General features: G+C 48.4%; 17 protein-coding genes. 1 reads left to right on the plus strand and 16 read right to left on the minus strand.

Features of this window, described 5'->3' with window-relative positions; translation table 11 throughout:
* The 4 genes from ACPLUI_RS02295 to ACPLUI_RS02310 all read right to left on the minus strand — a co-directional run.
* The coding region (locus ACPLUI_RS02295; RefSeq protein WP_424658656.1) for an amidohydrolase family protein at positions 1-504 on the minus strand (504 nt) is incomplete at its 3' end.
* A gap of 8 nt (positions 505-512) precedes the next feature.
* Positions 513-2123, minus strand: coding sequence for a histidine ammonia-lyase (gene hutH / locus ACPLUI_RS02300; RefSeq protein WP_424658657.1), 1611 nt, complete (start codon positions 2121-2123; stop codon positions 513-515).
* 155 nt (positions 2124-2278) lie between these two features.
* A complete protein-coding gene (locus ACPLUI_RS02305; protein WP_424658658.1) occupies positions 2279-3688 on the minus strand; it encodes an amino acid permease in 1410 nt (469 codons plus the stop codon).
* 327 nt (positions 3689-4015) lie between these two features.
* The gene (locus ACPLUI_RS02310; RefSeq protein WP_424658659.1) at positions 4016-4471 is read right to left on the minus strand and encodes a HutP family protein; all 456 of its coding nucleotides are present in this window, start codon (positions 4469-4471) and stop codon (positions 4016-4018) included.
* 468 nt (positions 4472-4939) lie between these two features.
* Here ACPLUI_RS02310 and ACPLUI_RS02315 point away from each other — a divergent pair, with 468 nt between their 5' ends.
* Positions 4940-5113: an IS3 family transposase gene (locus tag ACPLUI_RS02315; protein WP_424658660.1), complete on the plus strand. Its 174-nt coding sequence runs from the start codon at positions 4940-4942 to the stop codon at positions 5111-5113.
* Positions 5114-5374: 261 nt separating this feature from the next.
* Here the strand turns inward: ACPLUI_RS02315 and ACPLUI_RS02320 are convergent, their stop codons facing one another.
* The 12 genes from ACPLUI_RS02320 to ACPLUI_RS02375 all read right to left on the minus strand — a co-directional run bounded on the left by ACPLUI_RS02320 (position 5375) and on the right by ACPLUI_RS02375 (position 17654).
* Positions 5375-5551 carry a hypothetical protein gene (locus ACPLUI_RS02320; RefSeq protein WP_424658661.1) on the minus strand — a complete coding sequence of 59 codons (177 nt, stop codon included), beginning with the start codon at positions 5549-5551 and terminating at the stop codon, positions 5375-5377.
* 550 nt (positions 5552-6101) lie between these two features.
* On the minus strand, positions 6102-7733 hold the full coding sequence (locus ACPLUI_RS02325; protein WP_424658662.1) for a long-chain-fatty-acid--CoA ligase: 1632 nt from the start codon (positions 7731-7733) through the stop codon (positions 6102-6104).
* Positions 7734-7820: 87 nt separating this feature from the next.
* The gene (locus ACPLUI_RS02330; protein ID WP_424658663.1) at positions 7821-8261 is read right to left on the minus strand and encodes a MaoC/PaaZ C-terminal domain-containing protein; all 441 of its coding nucleotides are present in this window, start codon (positions 8259-8261) and stop codon (positions 7821-7823) included.
* Between the two features lie 93 nt (positions 8262-8354).
* A complete protein-coding gene (locus ACPLUI_RS02335; protein WP_424658664.1) occupies positions 8355-9314 on the minus strand; it encodes an MBL fold metallo-hydrolase in 960 nt (319 codons plus the stop codon).
* A gap of 25 nt (positions 9315-9339) precedes the next feature.
* A complete protein-coding gene (locus tag ACPLUI_RS02340) occupies positions 9340-10632 on the minus strand; it encodes a DUF362 domain-containing protein (RefSeq protein ID WP_424658665.1) in 1293 nt (430 codons plus the stop codon).
* Positions 10633-10672: 40 nt separating this feature from the next.
* On the minus strand, positions 10673-11851 hold the full coding sequence (locus ACPLUI_RS02345; RefSeq protein ID WP_424658666.1) for a thiolase family protein: 1179 nt from the start codon (positions 11849-11851) through the stop codon (positions 10673-10675).
* A gap of 47 nt (positions 11852-11898) precedes the next feature.
* On the minus strand, positions 11899-12777 hold the full coding sequence (locus ACPLUI_RS02350; RefSeq protein WP_424658667.1) for a 3-hydroxyacyl-CoA dehydrogenase family protein: 879 nt from the start codon (positions 12775-12777) through the stop codon (positions 11899-11901).
* 15 nt (positions 12778-12792) lie between these two features.
* Positions 12793-14220 carry a 4-hydroxyphenylacetate 3-hydroxylase family protein gene (locus tag ACPLUI_RS02355; RefSeq protein ID WP_424658668.1) on the minus strand — a complete coding sequence of 476 codons (1428 nt, stop codon included), beginning with the start codon at positions 14218-14220 and terminating at the stop codon, positions 12793-12795.
* A gap of 138 nt (positions 14221-14358) precedes the next feature.
* Complete coding sequence (locus ACPLUI_RS02360) at positions 14359-16014, minus strand: AMP-binding protein (RefSeq protein ID WP_424658669.1); 1656 nt, start codon at positions 16012-16014, stop codon at positions 14359-14361.
* 12 nt (positions 16015-16026) lie between these two features.
* Entirely contained in the window at positions 16027-16203 is a 177-nt protein-coding gene (locus tag ACPLUI_RS02365; protein ID WP_424658670.1) for a hypothetical protein, read from the minus strand.
* Positions 16204-16231: 28 nt separating this feature from the next.
* Positions 16232-17380, minus strand: a complete 1149-nt coding sequence (locus ACPLUI_RS02370) for a tyrosine-type recombinase/integrase (RefSeq protein WP_424658671.1) — start codon at positions 17378-17380, stop codon at positions 16232-16234.
* 40 nt (positions 17381-17420) lie between these two features.
* The gene (locus ACPLUI_RS02375) at positions 17421-17654 is read right to left on the minus strand and encodes a helix-turn-helix domain-containing protein (protein ID WP_424658672.1); all 234 of its coding nucleotides are present in this window, start codon (positions 17652-17654) and stop codon (positions 17421-17423) included.
* Between the last annotated feature and the right edge of the window lie 193 nt (positions 17655-17847).

Here is a 17847-nt window from a genome sequence, read left to right on the forward strand (position 1 = left end):
TACAGCCTCCAGCATCTTGATCTCATCCTCAGGTGTAAGGCCGTAGCCGCTCTTGACCTCGGCCGTTGTCGTCCCGTGCGCAAGCATCTCCCCCAGGTATTTCTCGCCAACTGCTATGAGTTCATCGCAGGTCGCAGCCCGCGTCGCCTTTACCGTATTGAGAATCCCGCCGCCAGCCGCCAGGATCTCCAGATAGCCCTTGCCACGGATCTTCATTTCAAACTCGTGCTGCCGTGAGCCCGCAAAGATCAGGTGAGTGTGCGGGTCTACCAGCCCCGGAAGCACGACCTTTCCCGTGGCATCGACTAAAACCCCATCTTCGGCCAGCTCTGTTCGACCAAGCACTTCTTCAGTTGTCCCTACATCGATGATCACGCCGTCTCTGGCTGCCACAGCCCCGTCCGGAATCACGCCGATCTCGGACATCCCCCGGCCACGCTTGGGAGCACCGGAATTCCCGGAAACGGTCACCAGCTGGGCAGCATGAGAGACAAGAAGATCCACTTTTTTAATCACCGCCACCATTCCTCTGCTGCAAATTGTTTGGTTCTCTCAGCTTTCTTCTGATACCGATTAAAAAAGCAAAGCCCTACAGCCTTTTCTACTTCATCCCTTATTTGACCAGAGATCACCAGATTATGTACGGTCTCCAGGTCCTTATACATTATGCGATCCTCCTCCCAATGCGGTACCTGTTTCCTGACCAATGAGAGTACAGCCTGGCTTGCCTTACCAATTCTGTGCGATACAAAATCTAACGCCTGGCAAGCAGCAAGCACCTCTCCGGCAACTATCCAGGACACATTTTCAACAACGGTCCTTGCCTTATAAGCTGCAATGGATCCCATGCTCACAAGGTCCTCTTGATTTCCTGAAGTTGGGATTGAATCCACAGAAGCAGGATGAGCAAGCACCTTGTTTTCTGAGACAAGCGCTGCAGCCGTATACTGCAAAATCATTAGCCCTGAATTCAAGCCACCATGTTCTGTCAGAAAAGCAGGCAAATTACCGTTTAGCGCAGGGTTAACCAGCCTTTCAATACGGCGTTCAGAAATATTCCCTAATTTGGACATCGCAATTGAAAGGAAATCAAGCACTAGGGCGAGGGGCTCACCATGAAAATTCCCGCCGCTGATTACATCACCCGTCTCAGGAAAGATCAAGGGATTGTCGCTCGCTGAGTTTATCTCGATATTTAAGACGTTCTCTATATAACCAAGTGCATCCAGGGATGCCCCATGCACCTGAGGAATACACCTGAGGCTATAGGCATCCTGAACCCTATTGTGCTTCACCCTCTCCAGCAACTCACTGCCAGACAACAGCCTTAACATCCATTGCGCAACAAGCATTTGACCGTTGTGCGGCCGAACCATATGAACCTGCGGGTCTAAGGCGCTCGGGATCCCTTCCAGTGCTTCAAAAGACATCGTAGCAGCAACCAGGGCGACCTTCCACAGTTCTTTAGCATCCCATAAGGCGAGACTACCCAGTGCACTCATATACTGCGTTCCGTTAATTAAGGCCAACCCTTCTTTAGCTGTCAGCCTAAGAGGTTGTAATCCAGCTTTTTTGAAAGCCTCAGCAGCTGGCATTAACTTATCCTCATAGACCACCTCTCCCAGCCCGATCATAGCAAGTGCAATATGAGAAAGCGGTGCAAGATCTCCGCTCGCGCCAACTGACCCTTTACATGGAACAACGGGATGCACACCGTTATTAAGCATGTCTAAAATAAGCTCAACTACCTCAACCCGCACCCCAGAAAACCCTTTAACAAGAGAATTCGCACGAATAAGCATCATTGCACGTACAACTTCAGTAGGAAGAGGTTCTCCAACACCACAGGAGTGACTCTTAATGATATTTTCTTGAAGCGCATCCACATCACTCTTGGGGATAGTCACATCGCTAAATTTACCAAATCCTGTTGTCACCCCATAAACAGTTTGTTTGTGATTTACAATATCTTCGATAATTTGCCTTGATCTAATTAACTTGTCTTTTCCTAATGGATGTAATTTTACAGGTATGTTATTTCTAGCTACTTTAACCACATCACGCAAAGCTAAACTGTTGCCATCTAGCATTACCACATCATTTTCTGCGGCTACCTTCAACAAATCAATCAGCCTCCTCAGGTTAAGGAAAGTAATAGGATTAAAAGAAAAATAGGGAGTAGAAGATACTATAAAAGCATCTCTACTCCCTTATACCTACTTACTCTGAGTAGATCTCAATTATTATTTATTATTTTCAATTATTATTGCCCGTACAATTACGCCTCAGTGGTTGGAGCTTCTACACAATTTCTCCTGAGCGCACTGTGTTTATATCCATAGAGGAAGTATAAGGAACCACCCACGATCAGCCAGATAGCAAACCTCAACCAAGTCCACGGTGACAGGTATGCCATCAGGTAAACGCACATTGCAATAGTAAGCAGGGGAGTAAACGGCACTCCTGGCAGCCTGAATTTCCTTTCGACATCAGGCATAGTTTTTCTCAATACAATAACTCCGATGGAAACGAGTATAAAAGCAAATAGGGTGCCTATGTTGCAAAGGTCAATAATCACGCTGAAAGGAAAGAACCCCGCTATGACTGCACATATAATACCAGTTATCCATGTGCAGATATGTGGGGTCCTACAAACCGGATGAATTTTTTCAAAGGCAGGGGGTAATAGCCCATCTCGAGCCATTGTCATGAAGATCCTGATCTGGCCGTAGTTTATCACAAGAATGGTTGCAATCATACCGACTATACCGCCAACTGCAACAAGATCTCCTCCCCAGTTGATCCCGATCATTCTAAGTGCAGAAGGCAAGGCATCATTAACATCGATCTGACGGAACGGTACTATTCCGCACAGCGTAAAAGCCACCAACATATAAAGCAGAATCACAACGGCAACACAAATGCCAACACCAAGTGGCACATCCCTCTTAGGGTTTGCTGTTTCTTCTGCAGCAGTGGAGATATCATCAAAACCGATGAAGGCAAAGAAGACAATGGATGCTCCTGCCATCACACCCTTCCAACCAAACGGCAGCAACGGCTTCAGGTTAACAAGATGCACATGCGTCATTCCCATGATAATAAACAATACTATTACACCAACTTTTACAGCAACCATTGCATTATTCCAGTTGGCACTTTCTTTGACACCTCTATAAAGTATCCAAGTGATGAACATTACAACAAGAACCGCGGGTAGATCAACTATTCCTCCTGCGAGAGGCGAATTAGTCAAAGCATGTGGCAAATTAATCCCCATACTTCGTAAAACACCTACGAGGGTAGATGACCAGCCAGACGCTACAGCAGATGAAGAAACCAAGTATTCAAGGAGAAGATCCCAGCCGATGATCCAAGCAATGATCTCACCGAATGCCGCATAACAAAAGGAGTAGGTGCTTCCTGCAATAGGAAACATCGTTGCCAGTTCTGCGTAGGTAAATGCACACAAAGCACAGCAGATAGCTGCAACAGCATAAGACAAAATCACACCTGGGCCCGCCAAGGATGCTCCTTGCCCTGTTGCTACGAATATTCCCGTCCCAATCACGCAGCTAATACCTATCAGAGCAAGGTCAAATGCTGATAGCTCCCTTTTCAGGCGTGAGTGCTCTACTGTATCCTGAATCATTTCTGGCGTTTTCTTTCGAAAGAGGTCCTTAATCATTATGAAAAATCCCCTCTTTTCTAAAATAAGTAAATTAAGCTATAAAAAAGAATATCCTTCTCAAATTGAACCTTTTACGTCATTCAAAAAAACCAGCGCCATAATTGCTATAATGATCACCTCCCTCGCTCCGGCTTCAAATCAAACCAGAAATAATTATAAAATAGAACCTCCCCCTTCAAAGTTTAATCAGCAACCATCAAACATCAAAAACATATAAGGGAGTAACAGTACAACTGCTGTACTATACTCCCTTATGGCTAATAGCTATGAGTATGTACGGAGAACATAAGAAAAACTAATTTTTACTATCCACTCATCCCATTCTTAGCTGCTTAGATTGTTGATCCCCAACCCGATCACTTCATGCTCAAAACCCTTGATCGGCGCCCCCATCGTACCAAACAGAGCGACAGCTACCCACTCACCATCGGAAAGATCCCCTGACCTCCTCGGCCCACGAACGACACTAAAAGTAAAACCCCCACTCCGCAGAACACCCTTCAACAAGGGTTGCCCCCGGCATGCACCCTGAAAAGCTTCGAGAGTCGCATGGTAAAGAGCGTGCTCTTCGTGGTACTGTCGTTCACTAATAATCCCGTTCCTTTTAGCAGCAGTTTCTACGGCTGCGAAGATCTTCTCCCCATCCATCGAGCCTACACGCCCTTTACAAACCCTATATTGATTGCTTTTTGCCTTTTCAAATATTTCAGCTTCTTCATACTCGTCACTCATCGCTATCCAGATAGCTAACCTTCCTATCGTAACTGTCTGCTCATTCATAGTCTACTTATCCCGCCTTATCTTTGGGATACTATTTAGCCCCCCAACTACATTGGACAAAAACCTTACATCTGGTAGAGTTAAGGTGAGGGGGTTATTTGGTGATCAGGAAACAATATCCAATAGAAAAGAGCTGGAGATAGAAATACTAAAAGACTTGTTAAAAAAACAAACCCACACTTGCAGATAAAAGCCATAGTCAGGAAATGGATTGCTTTAGGCTATAAGACGACTGTAGTTCTTCGGAATCCTTGGTGTAAGCCATTCCACCTATTATTACCACTTGCGGGGCCAGCACAGGACTAGGCGTAACGGTGGGCGGCCAGCAGGTTATTCGTTCAATGACAAAGGCCAGCGAATCGATGACGATCATATTAAGGAATAGCTACTGCAGCACGAGCTTATTCCCTACAAAACACCGAATAAAAATGCCCATATTAAAGCCTTTCACAGCATTTTGGAGGAAGAATGTTTATCAAGGCACCAATTAATAGTTTTGCCGAGGCATATCAGGTAGTGTCGGAGTTTATGGTGTTTTACAACAACATCCGGATCCATTCAGGAATTCACTACCTCACTCCGGCAGAGTATTACGAAGAGGCAAAAAGAATTTCTATGAAAGCTCTACCACTTTGTGCCTGATGTCCAAAATAAGGGGTTTAAGTCGATCCCTGAATATAGAAAAAGAGGGAATTGTTTGGCTCTCTTTAGCCACGCTACCCTCTTCCCGCTTAAGACTCTGAATAGCTTTTAAGCACCTTTATTATTTTTTTTATTTTTTTATCTTAAATATTTCTTAAATATTTTTTTATCTTAAAACAAGTCCTCTTCTCTTTTTTTTGATTATAAACTAAAACTTTTACTTACGTCAAGTGGTTGTACTACTGAACCATCCCCACTTTTTTAGCCCGTCCTCTCATACGTCATTCCCTTGCGTGCCAGGGCAAAGATGATGCGCAAAAGCTTGCAGCAAATGGCCACCAGGGACTGCTTTAAAGCAAATCCTTCTTGACAACGTTCAATAAAAGCGTTAAAACGCAGGCCAACCAGAATGAGCGACGATAAACGGAGATTGGCCATCCACCAAGCTGAAGAAATGATTCAAGCCCTGCAAGAATTTATCAAGGAAGAGAGTACAAAACTAAAACCAAACCCCAACCAAACCTAGACATCATAACCCTGCAAGTACACCAGCCGAGGTAAGAAATAGGCTGGGCTTCGCCCGGTTCCGCACGGTCTCAGACTGGTTAACACCAGGCTGAGACCGGCGGCTCAATGAACACAACCAAAATACTTAGCCCACCAATTTGCGACCGGATAAAAGAGCCGTGGAACCCAGTAACGACAAGACTTCCGGCAAAAAGTGAACCTGGTTCACCCTAATCTATCACGGTGGACGAGCTAAAGGGGGCCCACCCCCCCACCCAACCAAAGATGAAACAGCAGAACGACCTGTTCCATGTACTACTACCACGATCTTCTTGCAGAGACACAGTCTCTTAATGACCAGTTTGAGGGTACTCAATGGCGTTCCCAGGTTTTTAGCTAAAAGGGAAAGACTTATGGCTACCGATCCGCTTTTTTTAATAAAATTAATTAAGGGGCTTTTTTTCTGTTTATTTCTCAAAAGCTATTCCCTGGAAGCTTCCAGCTTTTGTTTTTCTTCCTCCACCAGCTTGCGCCGCAGCAATTTACCTACCACCGACTTGGGTAATTCTTGCCTGAATTCAATTAGTTTCGGCACTTTGTAGGGAGCCAGTTTTTCCTTGCAATATTTTATTATCTCTTCTTCCGTGGCAGTTTCCCCCTGTTTGAGTACGATGTAGGCCTTGACCGTCTCCCCCCGGTAGGCGTGCGGCACTCCCGCCACCACCGCCTCCTGCACCTTGGGGTGTTCAAACAGCACTTCTTCAATCTCCCGCGGGTAGATGTTATAACCGCTGGCGATAATTATATCCTTCTTGCGGTCCACAATATAAAAATATCCATCCTCGTCCATCCTGGCCATGTCACCGGTGTAAAGCCACCCATCTTTAAGGGCCTGGGCAGTTTCCCCGGGCATATTCCAGTAACCTTTCATCACCTGGGGACCCCGAACAACAAGTTCGCCCACTTCTCCCGGAGGCAAAAATCTACCCGTCCCCGGTTCAACCACGGCTGCATCGGTAGCCGGGAAGGGGATACCGATGCTGCCCGGTTTCCTGATGCCAAAGCCGGGGTTGCAGTGAGTAACGGGAGAAGATTCTGAAAGTCCGTAACCCTCTGTAAATACCGAACCGGTCCCCTCGAGCAGCTTATTATATTTCAAAAGAACATCCACGGGCATGGGTGCACCGCCGGAGTTGTATTCCATTACTTTGTCGTAATCTTTGAATTCAGGGTAATTAAGAAGAGCTACGAACATGGTCGGTACACCGGGAAAGAAAGTAGGCCTGTATTCACTGATGATCCTGGCTATTTCCTCCGGCACGAAACGCGGCACCAGGATCAGGGTGGTTCCGGCAGCCATAGCCAGATTCATGCAGGTAGTCATGCCATAAACATGAAAGAAGGGCAACACACCAAGAATAAGCTGTTTTTTCTCCTCGCTGGCGAAGAAGTAGTCGACCTGCTGTGAATTGACATACAGATTATAATGCGTCAACATAACACCCTTGGAAACACCTGTGGTACCACCCGTGTACTGCAACACGGCCAGATCTTGCTCCGGGTTGATCTCCACCGGCGGCGCAGGGGGACGGTCCTGTGCGTAAAAATCCGGGAACCAGAACGTGTCGTCCGGCATTGTTTCAGGCTTGCCTGTAAATCCGGTAAGCATGACCTTTTCCAGCGGAGTGTTGTTGCGCACGTTCTTCACCCGGAAATACAGGTCATAGAGGGTGACGATCATCTTCGCACCGGAATCGTTTACCTGATGTTCTATTTCCCGCTCCACATACATCGGGTTGGTATTGACCACTATCCCGCCCAGGCTGAGTATGGCATAATAAGCAATCACAAAATCCGGACAGTTGGGCAACATCAAGGCGACCCTGTCCCCTTTACGCAGGCCAAGCTCATACAATACCGAGGCAGCCCTTTTTACCGCACCAGCCAGCTGAGCATAAGAAATCTTATGCCCGTAAAATATCAGCGCCGTTTTGTCCGGATATTTTTTAGCCGAATCAAAAAGGAGGCTGTGTAAAGTTCGTGGCGCAATCTTAATATCCCATTCCATTCCTCCGTCCCGGTAAGCCTTTAAATATGGCCTTGGGAAATCCATGCCAGCACCCCCCATTTTTATCCCATTCAAAGTATTTGAGTAATTTGCCAGTTCTGACAATTCTTAATGTTTTAAGGCTCAACTACTTCATGATTGGGGCTTCCTTTGCATCAACATAAGCAGATCAGCCACAGCCACAACTTTGCCATGCTGGTTTTTAATTTCTTGTCTGAACTTGACCAGTCCCCGGTCAGGTCCTTTTTCCTTTTTCTCCACCACTTCGAGTTCCACGTGAATGGTATCGCCAATAAAAGTCGGGCCGGTAAAGCGCACGTGGTCCAGGCCGTAAAACGCGATAACTTTGCCTTCCGACAGGTCCATAAAACCCGAAGCTACCGAAAGCACCAGAAGCCCGTGGGCAATCCTCTGTCCGAACTGTGTCCTGGCCGCCCATTCCCGGTCGGTATGCAACTGGTACCAGTCACCGCTGAACGCAGCAAACATAACAATATCGGTTTCTGTAATGGTTCGAGCACGCGAAACCCAGCGGTCACCGACATTCAAATCCTCAAAATAATTACTCAGCAACAAAACCCCCTCCTTTACTAATTTGTTTCGGCTTCCTCAACGGCCTGAAAGGAGAAAAATAACGGCTCGAGATTTGTGCAAAGCCAATACTGCTCAACTGGAATAGATATAGACACCATCTACCTTGCTGACCAGCAGTTCGCCCCTTTTTTCCAGATATACCAGGTGTGCCAGTGTCTCCGTCATGGCAAAACGGAGCTCGTGGAAGGACAGCCTGTCGCCAAAAACCTCCCGGCAAACCTGGTATGCACTGGCACCTCTGGAGGCAATTCGCTTCATTAAATTCAGGCGCTCCCGGTGGTGTGCCTGGAGTTCTCCCACCCTCTCCCGTAAATTGCTGAAACAATCACCGTGCGCAGGTAATACAAGGCTCGCGTTTAACCGGTGGCTTTCCTCCAGAGAGGTCAGGAAGTTGTGGAGGGGGTCTGGATGAGCATAAGGCCACAGGCTGATGTTGGACGAGATTTTGGGCAGCAGGTGATCACCCGACAGCAATAAACCGCTCTGTTCCTGGTAAAAGCACACGTGCCCGTCTGAGTGACCCGGAGTCAAGACTACACGGTAGCGATAGTCGCCCAGCAGTACTTCTCCCCCGTTTGAAATGGGAGTCACCCGGGGCTGCGGGTCCACCATCGAACGCATTTCATCCAAGCCCGCCAACATCCTGTTGATCAGGTCGCCAGGCATACCGTTTTCCCGGAACATACCGGCTATAATTTTTTTATCCTGATCATTACGCCTCCATATCCGTTCAACCAGTGATGCCTCAATGGAACTCATGTAAACCGGGGCGCCGGATATTTGTTGCAGCCAACCCGCCGCCCCGTAATGATCCGGATGATAATGCGTTACGTAAATACCGGTAATGTCACGTGGCTTAAAACCCTGGCTGTCCATAAAATCCAACCAGGCCCGCCTGGTCGGTTCATAATTTAAACCTGAGTCAACAATAACCCACCCCTGCCTGCCTTTGACCGCATAACAGTTTACATGGTCAAGTTTAAACGGCAGGGGCAACTTAACTTTATAAATCCCAAATTGAGCCAGGTCCATTATACACTCCAGCTCCTTACAATCACTACATCAAGTAGAGCCCCAGGTCGAAGCCGTCTTCTTTCTTATAGCGATTGAAAATATAGTGACGGTATTTGACATACTCGTTATAGTCGCAGAATATGCCTGCTTCTTTGAGGGCCTCGTCCAGTTCCTGTATGCTTGGCGGACATCCTTTCAGGGCAATAGCTTTTTTGATATCAGGATTGTTTTTATTTAAAACACAAGCGCACCTTCCAAATAGTACTGTATAGTCAAATCCCGGCGAAGCCACCTGCCTTTTACCGGATACAACCTCCACATTGGGGAAGGGTTTGCCCTTGAAAGCAGACATGAACATAATGAGCATGGGATTGTACATCGTGGAACAGCCAGTACAGAGAGAATCGTCGTATTTCCTTATGGCAAGACCGGTAATACCTCTTCTTTGAAAACCGATGGGTCCTGTATCGTCTACCGTCCACTCCCAGTCGTAGTCAATATAGGACCTGTGTTTTTCCACATCTTCCCCGCGAATTTCAATACCAGCCAGGTCGGTATCACGGTTATTGAGCCCGGCAAAATACTTAAGGTGTCCCACTTCGGCAGCCCTGTAACCCATCAGTTCCGCCCCTACCACATCACAGGCCAGGGCATCACGGGAAGCTATGAGCAGATTTTTCCGGTAGGCATAACCGGTATGTCCGGGACCTTTCGCCAGTGTGAAAATACCGTCAATGACGGTAAGAGCTACGGGTAATTTTCGCATCAGGTGGGGGAAAGTATGGTCCAACGACCAATCTTTGCCGTGACAAAACATCTTTGATTTTCTGTTCAGACATCCCTTAAGATTTTTAATGCCCAGTGATACCTTACACTGGTTATGAGTTTTAAGTACCGGTAAATTGATAATTTTATCTGCTTCCAGGACCTTTCTGGCCACAGAAAGCTTAAAATTCCCGAAATCCACTTCTTCAAATTTATCTTCATTGAAATCAATCAGTTCTACCCCGTAATTGTCCCGCAATTTTTCATATCCAAGCGTCTTAAACATAGCCCTTCCCTTGGGTTTGGGAATCGCAAGAGGTCCTTCGCCAATGGTGATATTGCGGAACCCCTCTTCGTGCAGGATTCGCACGAGTGCAAATACAACCGCCGAGGTGGTTATCACACCAAAGGGGGGGAAGGGTAATTCAAAGTCCCAGGACACAAGGTTGGGTTTGATCAAGATCTTGTGACTTTTATCAAAATCCCTCAAACCATCGCACAGCTCCAGTGCTTCCCTCAGTGAATGGTATGGGTCTTTGTATGCGACAACGGAGACCACGGGCTTAGACATTTTTCAACTCTCCTAATAATTGTCAGGAATTTTTAAAATCTCAACACCTTTCAATGATAGTAGCCACACCCTGGCCACCGCCGCAGCAAGCAGTAATCAGGGCGTACCGGCCACCTCTCCGGTGCAGTTCGTAAACCGCCTTGACTATTAGAATAGCCAGGGTGGCAGCAATGGGGTGCCCCAGAGCTATAGCCCCGCCATTGGGATTGAATTTCTCCTGGTCCCGCCAGTCGATGCCCAGTTCACGGCAGCACGCAATAGCCTGAGAGGCAAAAGCTTCGTTAAGTTCAATTACATCCATCTGGTCGATGGTCAATCCGGCTCTGGCCAGGGCTTTCCTGGTAGCGGGAACCGGTCCCATACCCATAATATTGGGGTCCACGCCTGCCGAACCAAAGGCCCTTATTACGGCCAGGGGCTTCAAACCCAGTTCTTCGGCCTTTTCCCGGGAGGCAACCAGCAAGGCACCGGCCCCATCGTTAATACCGGAAGAATTACCCGCAGTTACCGTCCCGCCTTTTTTAAAAGCCGGGGGGAGCTTGGCCAGCACTTCCACGGTGGTGCCGGGGCGGGGATGCTCATCCACCTGGAATACCACAGGTTCGCCTTTCTTCTGGGGAATCGTTACTGGGACAATCTGTTCTTTAAATCTACCTTCTTTAATTGCTCTCGCTGCCTTAACCTGGCTTAAATAAGCAAATTCATCCTGCTCTTCTCTAGAAACGTTAAAACGTTCAGCCACATTTTCAGCGGTGATGCCCATTGGCGGGTCGCCAATTTCCTGCGGGCTCAATGGCCTGGGGGATATCCACCTGGGGGGCGTCCGCTGAAACGAAAGAGGTTTCTCAAGCAGGTAAGGCATGCGGGTCATGCTTTCAGCTCCGCCCGCCAGGTAAATATCTCCCGCGCCCGCCCATATATGAGCCGCTGCCAGGTTTACGGCGGTAGAACCTGAGCCGCACTGGCGGTCAATAGTGATAGCCGGGATTTCGACCGGCAGACCGGCTCGCAGTAAGGCCATACGCCCGAGGCAACCGGGAGCACCCAGACAGTGTCCGAATATGACCTCGTCAATCAATTCAGTTTGACGCAGTCCACTCCTGGCCACAGCTTCTTTCATCACTATAGCAGCAAGGGTCTCAGGTGGAACATCCTTTAAGCCACCGTTTTCCCTGGCGATAGCGGTTCTGGCTGCCCCCACAATTACAGCTTCACGCATTTCAGTTACCACCCCTGGATTTGTTTTTTGGCTTGTTCTTTGCTATCTTATTTGGTGTAATCATAAAAGCCCTTGCCGGTCTTCTGGCCCCACTCTTTCTTGACAAACTTCTCCACCACAATGGGCGATGGCTTGTGGGCCGGGTCACCGGTTTCCTGGTAGCGCTCCATACCAATGTAGTAAGCCAGATCGATACCCGTCAGGTCCATAAGGCGGAAGGGGCCCATGGGGTGACCCAGGGCATAGACCACAGCCTTATCGATATCCTCGTAGGAAGCCACTCCCATATCATAGATGTAAAGAGCTTCACGGTTTATAGCAGATACAATGCGGTTGACCAGGAACCCGTAAATTTCCTTTTTCAGCATGACTGGAATTTTGCCTATATCCCTGGCAAGCTCATATATCTTTTGAGCGGTCTCATCTGCAGTATGGGGGCCTTTAACCACTTCCACCAGCTTCATTACCAGAGCGGGATTGAAGAAATGCATATTGCACACCTGAGCTGGTCGCCTGGTGGCCGGAGCCAATTTCGAACTCACGATAAAGGAGCTGTTGGTGGCCAGTATGGTGTGGGGAGGACAGATTTCATCCAGTTGGGCAAACAACTTCAGTTTCAAATCCAATTTCTCTAAAATGGCCTCAATCACCACATCAGCATCAGTGGCAGCTTCTTTTAAATCTGTGGTAAAAGAGATATTGCTCCTGGCCTGCCTGGCCAGATCTTCACTCATTTTACCTTTGGCCACCCGCTCGGGAAGATATTTGTCGGCAAATTCTTCCGCTTTTTTCAAAACTTCCGGGCTGATATCGGTACACTTTACCTTGTAGCCGGCAATGGCAAAACAAAGAGCGATCTGGTGACCCATATTGCCGGCCCCAACCACACAAATGTTGTTAATACCAGGTATAGTCAATCTAACCATCTCCTCTTTCAGTTTTTAATCTTCAATTCCCGCCAGGCGCCTGGCAATTTTTTTCTTAGCATTGATATCGTACATACCCGTGATAGCAATCTTTTCCATGATTGGAGATCCACCACCGTGAATCCCCCCCACCTGCCTCACCCCTGTGTGGGCAGAGCACAGCAAATCGCTGCACAGGCGGAAACAACGGTGCTGGTTCTCGGCACTGACGGCTGGATTACGCATAATATATTTGTTCAGAAAATCCCTGGTGACCGGGTTCAAAAAGTCACCCTCCGGCGGAAGGGTGGCAGGCAGCCCGCCGGCAATGTCAGCCAATATCTCATGTTCATGGTATATATTGATGCCGGCATGATAGCGGGCTACGTTGGTATATACGAAATCAGGCACGAATGTTCCAGAGGCAGCTTTATGTGCTTTGACCGCCGCTGCGATCCCGGTACCGTAAACCAGTTCGGCCACGGCTACCAGCTGGGCCAGTTTGTCCCGGACGTGTGAAGCCTTTTCGATCCCGTTGTACTCTGCAACCAGGGCGGCGGTACCCATGATTATATCGGTAACTGCAGGTTTACAACCGGTGTAGCTATGGCGGTGGAAATTTGCAAATTGTATGGCCAGCTGGCCAGCAAAACTTGTTTCTCCGCACAGGAAGACCCGCTCCCAGGGCACAAACACATTGTCGAAAACCGTAAGAGAATCGGCAGAACCATAGTCCGCGAAGGGTGCTTTCAATTCTTTCCGCGGCCTGGGTGCCGTGGCCCTGCAGATCAGGTACACACCTTCCGTATCCGCCGGTATGGCAAAAGCTACAGCCCAATCAGCATCTTTCTCGGTCATGAAGCGGGTGGGTAACACGATGATTTCATCAGCGTAGGGGGCAATGGTATTGTGCGCTTTGGCTCCGCGAACCACGATCCCATCGGAGCGTTTTTCCACCACCCGCAGATAAAGGTCCGGGTCTACCTGCTCGTGGGGTCTTTTCATCCTGTCGCCCTTGACATCGGTCTGAGCACAGTTGCCAACCAGGTCGTTCTCCTGGTAATACTCCAGGTACTTGAGGAAACGCTCATGGTAGTTGGTGCCCATGGCCAGATCGCAGTTTTTGGTAACCACGGATAAGGCATTCAGAGCGTCGACACCCATGCAACGCTGGATGCAGCCGCCCACATGCTGACATAAAAGTCTGGTCATCTCCTGTTTTTTCAACAGGTCATCCACACTTTGGTGGATATGGGTGAAACGGTTAATTATCCTGCCAGTAATATGGGACCTGGCCGTCATTAATTCGGCATATCGGGGGTCAGCGGCAAAATTAAATGTTTCGGCTACCACATTCTGGCCCGGAATCAACTGGGGATCGTCTCTTTCCACCAGCTTTCCGTCGATATAAACGTTCTTACGCATAGAACGGAGTTTTGCCCTGTACTGCTCTGCTGTCCTCATCTTCCCCCTCCTAGTTCAAAACCGTTACAATATACACAAGCAATTCTTATGCCATCAGGCAAATAATACATGCAGGGGCAGGTGCGTAAAAATTACGTTTAGATTCTTAACATTAAGGTTTAAATACTGAACAAATAGCTAAATATCAACTTTATTTAGGCCCGGCTCACCGGTTAAAAGACGGCGTAATATTTTTCCGTCCCCGTTTCTGGGGAGTTCCTTGCGAAACTCCACTACTCTGGGGTACTTATAGGCTGCCATTTTTTGCCGGGCCCAGTTAATAATGTCGATTTCGCTTATTTTGTTCTCGTAATCCGTTTTAAGCACCACATAGGCTTTGACACTTTCACCGCGGTAAGGGTCAGGAATACCTGCTACCGCTACCTCGGCAATCGCGGGATGCTCACTCAGAAAATTTTCCACTTCCTGTGGGAAAACACTGTATCCTGAAGCTTTGATTAATTCTTTTTTCCGGCCCGCTATGTACAGGTAGCCGTCCTTATCCATCCTCACGATATCCCCGGTGGCCAGCCACCCGTCTTTTATGTAAAGGGCGGTTTCTTCGGGTCTTTTCCAATATCCCCTCGTCACCTGAGGTCCTTTTACAAGGAGCTCTCCCATTTCACCTGAAGGTACTTCTCTGGATGAATCGGCAAGATCCACAATCTTTACCCTTGTATTTATAACAGGGATGCCTATCGAACCCGGGCGTGGTTTATCCAACGGATTAATGGTTACCTGTGAAACGGTCTCGCTAAGCCCATATCCCTCTACCAGACCGAGACCAGTAATATCTTTAAATTTTTTAAACACTTCCAGGGGGACGGGAGCGCCACCAGAAACACAAGCTTTAAGTGAGGTTAAATCGTATTTTCTCACTTTCGGGTAGTTAACCACTGCAACATTCATGGTGGCAATACTTACCCAGTGGCTGCAACGATATTTTTCAATTGCCCTGAGTACCGTTTCCGTATCGTAACGTGCCAGCAGAATGATGGTACCTGCAGTGTATAGAGGCATGTTCAGGCAGTGGATCAACCCGGTGACGTGGAACAGGGGCAGTACCGCCAGGTGAATACCGTTATCCGCCTTGAGCCATAAGGCCGAACAGATGGTATTCGAAAGCATATTGGCATGGGTAATCATCGCCCCTTTAGGTATCCCGGTCACGCCCGATGAATACTGGAGGAGGGCAAGATCGTAGTCGGGGTTGAAATCCGCGCAGGGGGGATCGTGTTTAGAATTTAACAATTCCAGCATTTCCAGTGTTTTTGGGAAGAACTGCCTGGGTATTTTTAAAGAAGGGTGCAGGGGCAGCTCGGGGACAGAGGGCAAAAAATCCTTATAGCCTGTAATAATTACATTCCGCAAATAAGTTTTATCCAGGATGCGCTGCAAAATCGGGTACAGGAAATCCATTAGGATGATTGTTTCGGATTCAGAATCCTTTAACTGGTAGGCAAGTTCATCCTCCTTAAACATGGGATTCGCAGTAACAGCCACCGCACCGATCCGCCAGGTGGCCAGGATGGCAATGATATACTGGGGACAGTTTTGCATGAAGAAGCAAACCCGGTCCCCTTTTCTGACGCCCAGTTCCCAAAGAGAGGCAGCGAAGGATGACGCCATCCTTTCCAATTCAGCATAACTGATCCTGTATCCATAGAAATTAATTGCTTCGCGTTCGGGATACTTTTGAGCATGCATCCGGACTGTTTCCGGTATCGTTACATCCGGGTAGACCATTTCCCGGGGGACCCCGTCAGGCCAGGATTTATACCATACTGGTTCCATGGTTGAAAACCTTCATTTCCTCTCAAAGTGTTGTTGATTGTTTTTTGTTTTGGATAATAAATTTACATGACAATTTCTTTCTACAGAAATTCTGTAAGCAATTTTTATACTAAAGCTAGTTTTTAACGTATCGTGCTTTTCCATCCTTGTTTTTTCTGGGTTTTCACGCCCTGCCAGCTTTGTTTGCAACCATTTGCAACCCGCGATAATCTACTGCTCAACTCCGTCTGGAAGTGTAATTGCTGGCTTGCAAAATCTTTTCCAGCGCACTTACCGCTTCTGCCTGGGTATCCGGTAAGACGTGAGAGTAGGTATCTAAAGTTATTTTAATGCTTGAGTGGCCCAGACGTTCAGCGACAATTTTGGGATGGACACTTTTCTTCAGCAGGAGGGTGGCGTGAGTGTGTCGAAGGTCATGAAAGCGGATGAGCGGCACACCCGCCCTGCGTACCGTCCTTTTAAATGCGGCTCTGATATTTGAGTGGTATAAAGGTAGCCCTCGGTTGGTACAAAAAACCAACCCGTAGTCTGTCCAATCCGGCCCTTTTTTGAGACGTGCCTCTGTCTGCTTTTTTTTGTGTTGTTTTAAAATTTCTACTGTGAAAGGATCTAACGGAACTTTCCGGCTGGACGTACGGGTTTTTGGAAGCGCAAACACAACCCCTTTTATTATCGACCTGTCGATCAGCGTTCTTTTTATATACACCTCCCCTGTTTCTAAATCAACGTCCTCCCACTTTAAACCCAGCAGTTCTCCTATTCTCATTCCGGTAGACAGGGCCAGAACAAAGAGAGGGTAGTAGTGGCTTTTACGGGCTGTTCTTAGAAAACGAACTATGTCCTCTTCTGTCCACACTTTCATCTCGCTGGCGTAAGTAGGTGGTAATTTTACTCCGTCTGTCGGATCCTTTCCCAACAGCCCCCATTTGACAGCCTGCCGCAGGGCCGCACGTAGAATTGCGAACGCTCCGCGTACCGTCCTGGGCGCAAACCTTGTACCCAAGACGGCTACCGCCCGTTGTACATCCAGAGGCGTGAGTTTAGCCAGAGGTATATTCCCCAGCAACCCCTCTTTCCACCACCCGACCTCCTTGCGGTACGTACGTATCGAAGAGGGTTTTACACCCATTTCCACCGTTTCCAGCCACCTGTCCAGGTACTCGCCCAAAGTCAGCCTGGCGGGTGCCGTGCCCGCACGGCCTTCGTAAATTTCGGTCAGGAGCTTCGCCAGCACCTTCTCGGCGTCCTTTTTGGTCCCCTGGACCGTAACCCACTTCCGCCTGCGCTTCCCGGTCTCCGGGTCCCTGGGCAGGTCGACCACTACTGCCCAGGAGTTTTTCCCGCGTTTTCTGATGTGTCCTTTCAAAATTTCAACCTCCCGCGTTGACTGCGGGCAGAGGGACGGGTCAGAGTTTCGCCGTCCTCTCGCCCGTCTCCTGCACGTCCTCTTGCCTGTCCGCCTTCATCCACTCCACAAGCCGCGCTTTGGGCACCCTGATAAAACTGCCCAGACGGATACTGGGGATGATCCCCTGACGCACGTACTCGTAAGCCGTAGACCGCTTGAGCCGCAGTATTTCGGCTGCTTCTTCCACGGTTAGGAAAGCAGGCATGGATTCTATTTCCCGCTCGGTGAGCATAAGTGAATCACCTCCCGTAAAACAAAAAAACCGGGCGCCTGCGGCCCGGTTCCAACCAGCGCAACAGTAGATAGATCCCGGAAATACCACGCCCATGACGCACAGAAAGCGCCCCAGGAGCCATGGAAAAGCCAGACCATTGACGTCCTCCCCCGAATGAATTCGGAGGATTCCCCGGAGGAAATACTCCGAA

The sequence above is a fragment of the Desulfofundulus sp. genome (genome assembly GCF_049701015.1).
Lineage (GTDB): Bacteria > Bacillota > Desulfotomaculia > Desulfotomaculales > Desulfovirgulaceae > Desulfofundulus.